Source organism: Celerinatantimonas marina, assembly GCF_046054165.1.
Lineage (GTDB): Bacteria > Pseudomonadota > Gammaproteobacteria > Enterobacterales > Celerinatantimonadaceae > Celerinatantimonas.
Genome location: NZ_JBFNXK010000002.1, coordinates 310,215 through 323,479 on the forward strand (window position 1 = coordinate 310,215; position 13,265 = coordinate 323,479).

A 13,265-nucleotide genomic window follows, 5' to 3' on the forward strand; every position below is an offset into this window, starting at 1 on the left:
ATTTGTTGAAAAATCAAAGCCAAACTAATTTATCTCGTTTTCCGGTTGCCACCATTGGAGGGGGGAGCGGACAATTTGTCCTGTTAAGTGCTCTCAGAGACATCGAGCATCTGGATGTGAGTGCCATCGTCTCCATGACTGATAGTGGCGGAAGTACCGGGCGCTTACGAGATGAATTAGGCATCCTACCTCCAGGAGATATTCTCAAATGTATTCTAGCCCTATCACCCTACCGAGATATGGCCCGAAAACTATTATTAAAGCGTTTCTCCGGCAATCAACGATTACGTGGACATAGTGCTGGGAATATGCTGCTCACGATGCTGAGTCAATATTCAGGCTCATTTGCTACCGGTATTGAAGCACTCGCTCAACTCTTAGATGTCCGGGGTGAAATTTTACCTGTCACCACCGATAAATCGACCTTAGTCGCTCAACTCACCAACGGTGAACAGATTTTTGGAGAAAATGCGATTGATGTGCCCCGCGGTAATCAACGACAAAAAATCGCCAATGTTTTCTTGGTCCCTCATCATGCCAACCAAGTGACAGTTTTCCCCCGAGTGATTGAACGGATCCGGCAAGTTAACGCCGTTATTTTAGGTCCCGGCGATCTTTACACCAGCATCATTCCTAATTTACTGGTTCCCGGAGTTCGTGAAGCCTTACAGAAAACGACCGCGAAACTTATCTATGTCAGCAACATTATGACTAAATTCGGCGAAACTGACGGCTACACTTTGGAGTCATTTATTTCAGTTGTTGAACATTACATTGGTCGCTCAATCGAAGTCGTGATCTGCAATAATGCATTACCTAATGACAAAGTGCTGGACAGCTATAAACAGCAACGTTCAACACCCGTTAAAATTCATAACTATAAAAAATTAAGTAAGCAATACCAACTGATTGAAGCTGATTTGATTGAACAAGAAGCCAGTATTGTCCGCCACAGTGCGACCAAACTGGCTCAAGTTTTATTGCCTTTCCTACAACCGGAATAGCCACTATTTCGAGTCAGGTTTCGACTTCAAACGGTTCTCTCGTTCTATTTTGTTTTTCCGGTGCGCACTTCCCAAGGTACCGGAATGCTCATCATCCTGCTGTATATTCCGCTCCCAGGCTTTTTCATACACTTCCGAGGGTAATTGGGTGTCATCATTTAATAGCTCATCCAGCATCTTCTGGGAGCGTAAGCTATTGCGGATAAATTCAACATTATCGTCATTACGCAGTACCTGCTCACGCAGCAACTTATTATCATAGGCTTTAAAAAATTCACCGATTCGATAGGCCTGATTCGCCCGCCATCCCAATTCAATGAGAGCATCAACCCCTAACGCAACCCCTGAGCCTAACGTTTCCCGATGTACATAATCGACCCCTGCTTTCATCAGCTCCTGTGCATGACCACGATCAATGGCTCGGGCTAGAATGACTAAATGCGGGAAAAACTGCCGGGCCACCCGAACAATTTCTAAAGTTTTTTCCCGATCATCCACGGCCACGATCAGGAGTTTGGCTTGCTCGGCTCCGGCCGAACTCAATAAATCAGCTCGCGCCGCATCACCATAAAACGCCTTAAATCCGTATCGAGCGAGAGTTTTGATGTGGTTTGCATCATGTTCAAGAATCGTCGTTCCGACTTTATTACTGTGTAAGATACGTCCGGCAATCTGCCCAAAACGGCCAAACCCAGCAATAATCACCGGGTTTTCATTATCATCAATCACCGACTCCGACTCAGGGACCGGACGCTTATGCAACATTGGGAAAATAATAAACTGACAGCCTATCAATAATACCGGTGTTGTTGCCATTGAGAGAGCCACAACCAACGTGACCCAATCCACCATTGAAGGTGGGATCACATGCACACTTCCGGCAAATGAGGCTAACACAAAGGCAAATTCACCACTTTGGGATAGAGCTACCGCAAAGATCCACTGTCCTTCCCCTTTCAGGCGGAATAACCACCCCACTCCCCACAAAATTAGGAATTTAACACAGACCAGCAACCCTACCAGCCCACAAATACTCCCCAGATGTTCCCATAACAACGGATAGTTAATATTCGCCCCGACCGAGATAAAAAATAATCCCAGCAATAATCCCTTAAACGGCTCAACATCGGATTCCAATTCATGACGATATTCGCTATCGGCTAACACCACCCCCGCTAAAAAGGTACCGAGTGCCGGAGATAACCCTACCATCTCCATGGCAAGTGCAATACCGACCACCAGCGCCAATGCGGCAGCCACAAAAATCTCTCGAGAATTAGAAGCGGCAACCAGACGAAAGACCGGCCGAAGCAAATAATGTCCTCCAAAAATAATACCGGCGATCACCGCTACGATCTCAGTGGCTCGCAACCAGGCCGGAGTTGCGTTCAAAGGTAAGACTCCACTCCCCTGCACCGCTAACAAAGGAATCAGCGCCAACATAGGGATCACGGCAATATCCTGAAACAGTAATACCGAAAAAGAGGTTTTTCCGGTCGCCGTTTTGAGTAACCCTTTCTCTTCCATACTCTGTAATACCAAAGCAGTTGAAGAGACAGCACAAATAAAACCCAGCGCCACAGCTTGATTTCCTGGTAAACCGAAGCCGACCCCAATCCCTCCAATTAGGGCAATCGACAGCACCACCTGTAAACCACCGGCTCCGAAAATAGAGGCTTTTAACCGCCAGAGTAAAGCAGGCTTGAGTTCCAACCCAATCAAAAACAGCATGATCACCACACCAAATTCAGCAAAATGCATCACATCCGGTGATCCCCCGACCAATTTCAGGGCATAAGGACCGATCAGGCTTCCAGCAATCAGATAGCCCAAGACTGACCCAAGGCCCAATCGAGTTGCAATAGGAACCGACAACACCGCGGCGGCTAAATAGATAAAAGCATTAAAGAAAAAAGAATGCTCCATAGTTAAGGCCCCACCGGATGCAGATACGACAACTGTCGTATGGCTGAAAAATCAAAGGTCTCATCTCGCAGTTGAATAATCACTTCACGGTAGCGAGTTGCAACCTGCTCAAAACGGCTAAAGTCAGCATTTTTATTGACACTATCTAGAATAAAAGGAGGTAAATACTCCATATCACAAAGCCGAGCAGTTTGTTCAAAAGGCAACAAAAAATCTCGAATCGGATACTGATTGTATCCCCCATCACGGTAAGAACCGATCGACCCACCGGTGGTAATCACCGATAAACACGCGGTTAATGGTAATTTAAGTTCAGGATCGGCCGCATACGCATACCCCCGGGTTAAAACCAGATCGATCCATTCTTTTAGCAATGCCGGACAGGAATACCAGTAAAAGGGATGCTGAAACACTAAAATATCGTGTTCCCGGAGCAATGCCTGCTCCGCTAACACATCAATATAGCCACTGGGATAAATCTGATAGATATCCCGGATAGTGACATTTGGCAAATGAGAAACAGCTGCTAATAATCTCGAATTAGCCTGACTTTTATGCAAAGCCGGGTGAGCAAAGATAATTAAAATACGCGCCATAAAACTCCTAACGCCTAAAATGAATAATTTATAAGATGCCTTTTATAAGCATAAATGAAATTGACCCGAACCACTATGTTATCCAGCGATAAGCTCTCGACTATCAACATAGCTCAACAACCTATTTTTTAAATACGGTACATAATTTGCTGAAGACATATCTCTCTGTTTTATTTGTCGTCAGGTTTAATATGATATCAGCCCCTCAATATCCGCTCGATTGGTATCAGCATCTTGCGCATGGGCGAGAGAAAAGCTATCCGCCCAAAGCGATTATCTGTACCCCTAATCATCCGGAAAATCGGGTATTTGTGCTGTTATCCGGACAAGCTAAAATCTGTTTATATGGCGCAGCTCGGGAACAAACTTTAGGATTTCTCCACCCCCAAAGTCTCTATGTCACTCATACCCCAGTCTGGGTCGAATGCATTAGTGAATGTACGATAAAAAGCTGGCCAATTCAGCAAATTATGGAACTCTTCAAAGCGAACCCGGCTCTCTCACTTCGTGTGATCAGTGATATAGGGCAGCTACTAACACATGCCATCGAAATGATTGAAGACTTTTCATTTCGCAATGTTGAAAGCCGACTCGCACGCTATTTACTCCGGGAAGCGGCCTATAATGATCAAGCGATTGTCGAACTGCCTGGGCCAACTGAAACCATCGCCAGCTTGTTGGGGACATCCAGACAAACACTCTCGACGATCTTATCTAGAATGGATAAAAATCACTGGATCGAACGGCTCGATCCCCGAAGGATCCGATTGCTTGATATCCAACAATTAACACAATTAGTTGATCCACTGTCATCGAACTGACAGTGGAATGCACTGGCAATTTGTAACATAGAAGCATCATCGCGACTGACCAGTAAGGAAAAATGATGAGTGAACCAACCTATGATCGCTACCAGAGCTTTTGTGGCATCGAATGCGATAAAAAAGCAGATGAACTAATCGGGCGACTTAAATCACAATTAGCCGAACTTGCTTCTGAGCATCCCTGGCGCAGTTATTTCGAACAGAAATTTGCTGAACAGCAAAAACACCATCAGGATAATCTTTATTACATCGGCTCTCAAGTGAACGCACTATATAGCTATTTTGAAGAAATAGATGATGAAGAAGGAATCGAGTTGCTCAGTTTTATTGAAGAACAGTGCTGTTAACTCAACTATACAGAATAGGACAACCGAGATCCTCCCGGTTGCCCACACCGATCCTTCAAACTAAAACAAATCAGACATACAGCATTTTATCACCGCGACTAATGCCGCAGGTGCCGCTACGAACAACTTCCAGAACATCGGTCATTTCAGCCAGGATCCGGATGCAAGCATCCAATTTCTCACCATCTCCGGTCACCTGGAGGACATATTCTTTCGCCGTCACATCGACAATTTGCCCCCGGAAAATTTCACTTAAACGCTTCACTTCTTCACGCATTGCGCCTTGAGTTTTCACTTTGATCAGTGCAATTTCCCGTTCGATATAAGCATGATCCGTAAGCTCTGAAACCTTCAGTACATCCACTAATTTATGCAGCTGTTTGGTCATCTGCTCGATCATTCGTTCATCACCAAAAGTGGTGATGGTCATCCGGGATAAGGTCGGATCATCGGTGGCCGCGACAGTTAACGAATCAATGTTATAGCCACGTTGAGAAAATAATCCGACAACCCGCGACAGTGAGCCTGCTTCATTTTCAATCAGAATAGAAATAATACGTCGTGTCATCAGGTTCGCTCCGTTTTACTTAGCCACATATCCTGCATTGTTCCACCTTTGATCTGCATCGGATAGACATGTTCTTCCGGATCAACCAAGATATCCATAAAGACTACCCGGCCTTTTTGCGAAAATGCCCATTCCATTGCTTCAGTCAATTTGTCGGGATCACTCACTTGGATCCCCAGATGCCCATAGGCTTCAGCCAATTTGACAAAATCAGGAACAGACTCCATATAAGATTGTGACTGCCGTCCGCCATAAAACATCTTCTGCCACTGTTTCACCATTCCCAATGAGCGGTTATTGAGCGAAACAATCACAATAGGCAAATGGTATTGCATACAGGTCGACAATTCCTGAATATTCATCTGGATCGAACCATCCCCCGTCACGCAGACGACAACATCATCGGGATGAGCCAGTCGAACCCCGAGAGCCGCCGGGAAGCCAAATCCCATCGTTCCCAGTCCTCCTGAGTTAATCCAGCGCCGAGGCTCTTTAAACGGATAATAGAGTGCAGTAAACATCTGATGTTGGCCGACATCTGAAACCACATACGCATCACCGTGTGTGACTTGATATAGCGTTTCAATCACCTGCTGCGGTTTAATCACCTCGGTTTTCTGATAAGCCAGGCAATCTGCGTCAATCCAAGGGGTCAACTGTTGCCACCAATCATCCAGACGAGCCAGTTCCGGCAGATCTTTCTGGGCCAGTAAATCCAACATCTCACTCAATACTGAATCAACGGTTCCCACGATTGGAATATCCGCAGCAATGGTTTTTGAAATGGAGGTGGGATCGATATCGACATGCACGATCATGGCATCTGGACAGAACTTCGCGACATTATTAGTCACTCGATCATCAAAGCGAGCGCCAACCGCAAAGATCAGATCACTATGGTGCATCGCTAAATTAGCCTGATAGGTACCATGCATCCCCAGCATACCTAAAAATTGCGGATCTTCACCGTTAAAAGCGCCTAATCCCATCAACGTCGACGTTACGGGTAATCGCAGTTGATGTGCAAACTGCCGAACCAACTCCGAGGAATCGGACGAAATTGTTCCCCCCCCGATATACATCACCGGTCGTTTCGCCTTCACAATGGCTCTGAGCGCTTTTTTGATTTGACCTTTATGTCCGTTAATCGTCGGGTTATAAGAGCGCATCGTTACCGATTTCGGATATTCATAAGGAAATTTCAGTTGGGGATTCTGAATATCTTTCGGCAAATCAACGACTACTGGACCAGGACGTCCAGTCGAAGCGATGTAATACGCTTTTTTAATTGTTTTGGGAATATCGGCTGCATTTTTAACCAAGAAACTATGCTTCACTACCGGCCGGGACACGCCGACCATGTCAGTTTCCTGAAAGGCATCATCCCCAATCAGAGATGTGGCAACCTGCCCAGAAAGGATCACGAGCGGAATCGAATCCATATACGCGGTGGCAATCCCCGTAATGGTATTGGTTGCACCGGGACCGGAGGTCACCAACACCGTACCAACCTCTCCGGTTGAACGCGCATATCCATCAGCCATATGGACAGCCGCCTGTTCATGTCGCACTAAGATATGTTCGATATCCGAGTTATCAAACAAAGCATCATAAATATCAAGAACAGAACCTCCCGGATATCCAAAAATATGCTTCACACCTTGATCTTGTAGGGAGCGGACCACCATCTCGGCGCCGGATAACTTCTCCATGCCAGCCTCCAGGCTTTTAGAATTCTTATTGAAAAAAATAAATGTCAGTCAAACCAACTTGCAACTCTTCACTTACGGAAGAAACCACACTTTACTCGGTAACCGCTCAACAGTCCATGACTTTGTTTAGCTAAAAATATCCCATATTTCACAAAAGTAGCAATTAGTCTCCAATTAATACTAAAATTTAAATTTTTTAAATCTTATTGTTTTTATTTGTTGGCATCTTTTAAAAAGATAGTATACTCGAATAAGTTTGATAACAGACGCAGTTCTTAGAACTGTATAACATAGAGATGAATATGTTTGGATTTAGCTCACATCTGCTCGCTCGACTACTACTGGGAGTTTCCTAGCGGGCGGCTATGCGTGAATCAGTTCAGACATTGCCAACCCGCCTGATAGCGGGTTTTTTTATAGCGTTTAAATAACTTAAGTTAAAGGATATCCCATGACAGACCAGGTAATTATCTTTGATACGACCCTTCGTGATGGTGAGCAGGCATTAGCCGCCAGTTTAACGGTAAATGAAAAATTACAGATCGCACTGGCTCTGGAAAAACTGGGTGTTGACGTTATGGAAGTTGGCTTCCCTGTTTCATCACCCGGTGATTTTGAATCCGTTCAAACCATCGCCCGGACCATTAAAAACAGTCGGGTATGTGGTTTGTCTCGGGCTCTTCCCGGTGATATTGATGCTGCGGCGCAAGCGTTACGTGTTGCTGAAGCATTCCGGATCCATACCTTTATCTCCACATCCGATGTCCATGTTCAAAGTAAATTGAAACGCAGCTTTGATGACGTTCTGGAAATGGGCGTCAAAGCGGTTCAGCACGCCAGAAAATACACCGATGACGTTGAATTTTCGTGTGAAGATGCCGGCCGGACTCCCATTGACAATTTATGTCGCATGGTAGAAGCCGCCATTCGTGCCGGTGCAACTACCGTCAATATTCCAGACACCGTGGGCTATACACTCCCTATCGAGTTTGGTGGGATTATCGACCAGTTGTTTAATCGGGTTCCCAATATCGATCAGGCCGTGATCTCCGTGCATTGTCATGATGACTTAGGGATGTCGGTGGCGAACTCCTTAACGGCAATCAGCAAAGGCGCTCGACAAATCGAATGTACGATCAATGGGATCGGTGAACGCGCCGGGAATACCTCTTTGGAAGAAGTCGTCATGGGCATCAAAACCCGTGGCGAATTATTAGGTCTGCATACCGGAATTAATCATCAGGAGATCTACCGGACCAGTCAGTTGGTGAGCCGTTTATGTAATATGCCGGTACAACCGAATAAAGCGATTGTCGGTTCCAATGCCTTCTCTCATTCATCAGGGATCCATCAAGATGGCATGCTGAAAAATGAGAATACTTATGAGATCATGACCCCGGAAAGTATTGGATTACCCAAAAATATTTTGAACTTAACCTCCCGATCAGGCCGTCATGTGATCAAACATCGCATGACGGAGTTAGGCTATAGTGATAAAGATTATGATCTCGATGAATTATACCAAAGCTTTTTAGAGTTGGCGGATCGCAAAGGGCAAGTCTTCGATTATGACTTGGAAGCTCTGGTCTTTTTCAATAATCAGCGTCAGGAAGAGGACTTCTTTAAACTGGAGTATTTGAGTGCCCAGACTGGCTCTAATATGACCGCCACAGCCACTGTGAAGTTACGAGCTGGAGACGAAGTCATGACTGAAGCGGCAACCGGCAACGGTCCAATTGATGCGGCTTACCATTGTTTAAGCCGAATGACTGGATATCATATCACCATTGATGACTATTCCATTAAAGCAGCAGGTGGTGGTCAATCTGGCAATCAAAAAGCTGATATTAAAGATGCTTTAGGTAAAGCCGATATTGTGGCTAAATACCAAGGACGGACATTTCATGGTATGGGACTGGAAACCGATATTGTCCATGCCTCAGCCCAAGCATTTGTTCACGTATTGAATAATATCCACCGAGCAGAAACGATTGCTAAAGAGAAAGAAAAACATCATCGGCAAGCTCAGAACGGCTAGCATCCAGACCTTTCTACTCCATCTCCTTTGGGGATGGAGTGTTTTATTGACTCTTTATACGCCATTACAAGCCCGACAGCTTCAATTTGAACGTAACGGATTGAGCTATCACTACATATGGTCAGATCGCCAGCATAACCGCCATCAAACCGATTTTCAGATCCAACAATACCCCCGAGAGCTTACCTATTTTTCAGCCTATGAGCCCAAAAGAGCGAACCAATTCATCCTTCAGGGATTGCGCCTCTTTACGCAAAAGCAGGACCCAAAACAAGCACGGATCCAATTAAACGCTCAGGGAAATCAGTACTCATGGACAATTCAAGCCCAAACGCCCGAAGCCATCCAGCAACTCAATAAACAACTAGAGACCATTAAAGATCAGCGCTGGAACGACTATCTGAAAACACACCATTTTCGGATTGGTAAAGATCCCTCTGGGCGAGCAGGCATCATGCCGGATCACGTGCAAATCGCCTTGCAAAGTGCCCCCTACCTGAAAAATGTAGCAGAGCAATTTTTCAAAGCAGGACAGCCCGTACAGCAACAAACCACTGCGATTGAGCAGGTGATGGCATTTATTCAGAACATTCCTTATAACACGTTGCAAAACCGGGATAACTACCGAGGGGCTGGCTTTATGACCCCCATCCAAGTGCTGCGTAATAATATGGGAGACTGCGATAGTAAGGCGACATTGCTGGCCGCAATATTAAAAGCCGCATGGCCAGATTTGGAAACTGCGATGGTTTATATTCCCGAACATGCCTTCTTGGCGATCCACCTGCCTCCGAAGGCTTCACAGAAAAGCGTCACCATAAATCAACAACAATGGGTGGTCGCGGATCCCACCGGCCCCGCCCTATTAGCTTTGGGTACCCTTGCCTCTCAAAGTGAACATGCGGTACATAGCGGGTATTACCATACGTTAATCATCCGCTAATTTCATTATCGTGCATCGACGCCCAGTCACTGCAAGACATCCAGTATCAGACTCAATGCTCAATCGCGTTAAGATTCACCACGGCTAAATAATGTCACGAATACAGCTCCTCATCTCGATCAATAGTCTCACCGCGTCAAAGATAACGCGGTGAGATCCGTGATAAAAGAATACCAATTGCAAGACAACATTCGGTTGCCGATCGCTCATAAAGGCCCGATCAAAAACAGCCAGTTAACGCGACATTTAACGAAGTTTCGTAAAATGAACACCCAATAAAATACCGTTTTCATGCGGACTGCAATGAACAACTTTGGCCGTTGCCTGAAGAGGTAGAACCCCGGGACGTCCAGGACGAAGCTCCAGTGAGACTTCATCGCCTACCTTTAAATCGGCCTGTTCCAATACAATCCCCATCCCTGTTGCACTTAAATCATGGCATGTGCCTACAAGCTCAATATTGGCATATCGGACCTGAACCGACGAATTGATCATCATCCGAATAAACGAACGATGCTCCAAATCAGCGCTAATCACATCCATTTCCTCCTATCAAAAGTATCAGTGCTTACAACTCCTGCTCGGCAAATGAAGCCAAACGACTACGAACGACACCGTTCAAATACACATTGGCACTGCCTTCAAAGTTTTTAAACCGCTCAACGATATAAGTCAGTCCAGAAGTCACTGCAGTTAAATAGTTACTATCGATTTGAGATAAATTACCGCAACAAACCAGTTTAGTTCCCTCTCCACAACGGGTAATAATGGTTTTTAGTTGAGAAGCGGTTAAATTCTGACATTCATCGAGAAAAACCAGTGAATTCTGAATACTGCGTCCCCGCATGAAATTCACGGATTTAAATTGGATATTCGCTTTATCCATAATGTAATGCAATGAACCGTCCATCGATTCATCATGTTTATGCAGCACTTCTAAAGTATCTGTAACGGCCGCAAGCCATGGCATCATTTTTTCTTCTTCAGAACCAGGTAAAAAGCCGATGGACTCCGCAATTTCAGGTGTATTTCGAGTAACAATGACTTTATCATAAACGGATCGTTCAATGACCAGTTCCAACGCACAAGCCATCGCCAGTAACGTTTTACCGCTTCCGGCAGGCCCGGTTAAGATCACCAGATCAATATTTGGATCCAATAGCGCATCCAGAGCCATGGCCTGATGAATATTTTTAGGGTGGATCCCCCAGGCTGAACGCCCCATTAAACGTTCATAACCTAAATCCTGAAGTGTAATTTGCTTATCGTCCGCGGCAATAACCCGAGCAGCAAAACTTTGCGTATCATCTATAATATATTGATTAATATATGGATTATCTAATAATCCTGCCTCAATTACATGATAGGTTTCGCGCCCTTCACTACGGCTTTCACAATCTTTCACCCGGCCCCAAAAACTACCTTCTAAGCAATTAAACCCTTTTGCTAAAAATTGAATATCATCGATTAACTGATCGGAGCGGTAATCTTCAACCATCGCCATTCCCGCACCCTTGGCCTTCAATCGCATATTAATATCTTTAGTCACCAACACCACTATCTGAGGTTGACGCATCTGTTGCAGGTACAAAGCAGTATTAATAATGCGATTATCCGGTTCATCGGCCGTAAAACTTTTCGCTTGTTGATCCAACGTATGGTCAGCAAAAATTGAAATTTTGCCACTGGCATTGGTTTCCGTGGCATTACCAAGCGGGACACCAGACTGAATGAGCTCAGGAGAAGCATTAGCAAATAGATTTTCAAGGGCTCGAATCGCTACTCTGGCATCACGACTTACGTCTTTATGGCGATCTTTAATTCGATCCAATTCCTCCAAAACAGTCATCGGAATAACAACATCGTGTTCCTGAAATTGGTAAATAGCGAGGGGGTCATGCAGTAGTACGTTAGTATCTAGAATATAAACTTTAGTTGCAGATTGCGCTTGTCCCATCGGCATACTCCGTATTTAGCAGGGAATAACTTCACCGAAGACTTCAGAACGGCGTCTGAAAAAATTCGGCATATAATTTATATCTCACTGTAAAAACAAGTTGTTACGAAGAAATTATCTATTGCTATCTGTTTATATAAGTCTAGCGGATTTCACAAAGAACGAGAACCTAACTTCAAAATAGGTGTTGAATGAGCACAGTTTCCATTAAATTTACAACCCACGATCAATGCATTCAAGCCTATTGAACTGAGCCAATTAAGTTTCGCCAACTCACGCCATATTGAATACGCTCAACCAATACTTAACACTATTCACAAACCAAGCGCAACTCGGTTCACCCCACCTTAGAGAACGACGCTAAAGTAACACAGAACTAATGTGGTCAAATTTTAAGTGATATAAACATTCTCTCAAAATTAATAACTGCGCATAACCAACCGCTGATGTATCCGCCGCATCAAATTCTGAGGGTCTTCCTAACATCACTTCAGCAAATAAACCAAATAAAGATTCCATGCTTTCCCTAGGTAATCTGACCACCGATTGTCCCGGGATATAACATAACTCAGCAATATGACGAATCGCTAAATCAGTTGTATATAAAACAGACTGATGATTTATCTTAGGAAATAACTTTTCATACTCATCTTCAATATAATTAATCGCATATTCCAACTCATCCGGAGTGGGCGGCGTATGCTTAAAAAAACGAGTACTAATCAATTCGTAACCCACCGGGATCACCAAAGCCTCAGTTTCACCCTGAATATCAATAAATTGAAATGAAGTCTGTGATGCCATTACACGCATCCAGGTGATACCGGATATCTCACTCTCTGGACACGATGCGTTTAACTGCGTGAGTTCACTTAAAGTCCACTTCGATAGTGATACTTCCATCATAATTCGTTGCCTAATTCTTGACTGATCCATAAAAAGATAGAATTACTATAAGCGGATTAGACTAAAAACGATAGAGATGTGAATGGGCAATACAGTGGCTCCAAAAGTAAATGGAACTGTTCCTCGTCAAAATCTGTTCAAATGAAACAACACTTTTTACCTTGTATGATATAGCGGACATAAAAAAACCCTGTCCGGATGGACAGGGCTCTTAAAGGGTGCCTGGCGGTGTCTTACTTTCACATGGGGAAACCCCACACTAGCATCAGCGCAGTTGCGTTTCACGTCTGAGTTCGACATGGGTTCAGGTGGTTCCACAACGCTATGGCCACCAGGCGTAAACTTTAAATTCTTCAATGCCGATGATAAAAAGCCCCGTCCGGATGGACAGGGCTCTCAATGGGTGCCTGGCAGTGACCTACTCTCACATGGGGAAACCCCACA

12 protein-coding genes and 1 rRNA gene are annotated in these 13,265 nt (G+C 44.7%); 5 read left to right on the forward strand and 8 right to left on the reverse strand.

Translation table 11 applies throughout. The features are described 5' to 3' along the window. Positions 1-5: 5 nt before the first annotated feature. On the forward strand, positions 6-1,004 hold the full coding sequence (locus ABUE20_RS03795; protein WP_408618506.1) for a gluconeogenesis factor YvcK family protein: 999 nt from the start codon (positions 6-8) through the stop codon (positions 1,002-1,004). A gap of 3 nt (positions 1,005-1,007) precedes the next feature. Here the strand turns inward: ABUE20_RS03795 and ABUE20_RS03800 are convergent, their stop codons facing one another. Both ABUE20_RS03800 and ABUE20_RS03805 read right to left on the reverse strand, forming a co-directional pair. Beyond that, entirely contained in the window at positions 1,008-2,930 is a 1,923-nt protein-coding gene (locus tag ABUE20_RS03800; RefSeq protein ID WP_408618507.1) for a monovalent cation:proton antiporter-2 (CPA2) family protein, read from the reverse strand. Positions 2,931-2,932: 2 nt separating this feature from the next. Then, the gene (locus tag ABUE20_RS03805) at positions 2,933-3,526 is read right to left on the reverse strand and encodes an NAD(P)H-dependent oxidoreductase (protein WP_408618508.1); all 594 of its coding nucleotides are present in this window, start codon (positions 3,524-3,526) and stop codon (positions 2,933-2,935) included. Between the two features lie 191 nt (positions 3,527-3,717). Between ABUE20_RS03805 and ABUE20_RS03810 the strand changes: the two genes are divergently transcribed. Continuing rightward, positions 3,718-4,347, forward strand: a complete 630-nt coding sequence (locus ABUE20_RS03810) for a Crp/Fnr family transcriptional regulator (RefSeq protein WP_408618509.1) — start codon at positions 3,718-3,720, stop codon at positions 4,345-4,347. A 65-nt stretch (positions 4,348-4,412) separates the two neighbouring features. Further along, on the forward strand, positions 4,413-4,697 hold the full coding sequence (gene cowN / locus ABUE20_RS03815) for a N(2)-fixation sustaining protein CowN (RefSeq protein ID WP_408618510.1): 285 nt from the start codon (positions 4,413-4,415) through the stop codon (positions 4,695-4,697). 70 nt (positions 4,698-4,767) lie between these two features. On the opposite strand, the gene ilvN is transcribed toward cowN, so the two are convergent. Both ilvN and ABUE20_RS03825 read right to left on the reverse strand, forming a co-directional pair. Next, positions 4,768-5,265, reverse strand: coding sequence for an acetolactate synthase small subunit (gene ilvN / locus ABUE20_RS03820; protein ID WP_408618511.1), 498 nt, complete (start codon positions 5,263-5,265; stop codon positions 4,768-4,770). After that, positions 5,265-6,977, reverse strand: a complete 1,713-nt coding sequence (locus tag ABUE20_RS03825; RefSeq protein ID WP_408618512.1) for an acetolactate synthase 3 large subunit — start codon at positions 6,975-6,977, stop codon at positions 5,265-5,267. Before ABUE20_RS03825 ends, ilvN begins: the two co-directional genes overlap by 1 nt. Before the next feature lie 451 nt (positions 6,978-7,428). Here ABUE20_RS03825 and leuA point away from each other — a divergent pair, with 451 nt between their 5' ends. Next, positions 7,429-9,015 (forward strand): 2-isopropylmalate synthase, encoded by a 1,587-nt coding sequence (gene leuA / locus ABUE20_RS03830; RefSeq protein ID WP_408618513.1) that lies wholly within the window; start codon positions 7,429-7,431, stop codon positions 9,013-9,015. 46 nt (positions 9,016-9,061) lie between these two features. Further along, positions 9,062-9,958 carry a transglutaminase-like domain-containing protein gene (locus tag ABUE20_RS03835; protein ID WP_408618514.1) on the forward strand — a complete coding sequence of 299 codons (897 nt, stop codon included), beginning with the start codon at positions 9,062-9,064 and terminating at the stop codon, positions 9,956-9,958. A gap of 246 nt (positions 9,959-10,204) precedes the next feature. On the opposite strand, the gene ABUE20_RS03840 is transcribed toward ABUE20_RS03835, so the two are convergent. From ABUE20_RS03840 to rrf, 4 genes are all read right to left on the reverse strand, one after another. Next, positions 10,205-10,501: a PilZ domain-containing protein gene (locus tag ABUE20_RS03840; protein ID WP_408618515.1), complete on the reverse strand. Its 297-nt coding sequence runs from the start codon at positions 10,499-10,501 to the stop codon at positions 10,205-10,207. Positions 10,502-10,526: 25 nt separating this feature from the next. Continuing rightward, on the reverse strand, positions 10,527-11,915 hold the full coding sequence (locus tag ABUE20_RS03845; protein WP_408618516.1) for a PhoH family protein: 1,389 nt from the start codon (positions 11,913-11,915) through the stop codon (positions 10,527-10,529). 360 nt (positions 11,916-12,275) lie between these two features. Next, a complete protein-coding gene (locus tag ABUE20_RS03850) occupies positions 12,276-12,821 on the reverse strand; it encodes a hypothetical protein (RefSeq protein ID WP_408618517.1) in 546 nt (181 codons plus the stop codon). 220 nt (positions 12,822-13,041) lie between these two features. Further along, positions 13,042-13,157 (reverse strand): 5S ribosomal RNA (gene rrf / locus ABUE20_RS03855). Positions 13,158-13,265: the final 108 nt, after the last annotated feature.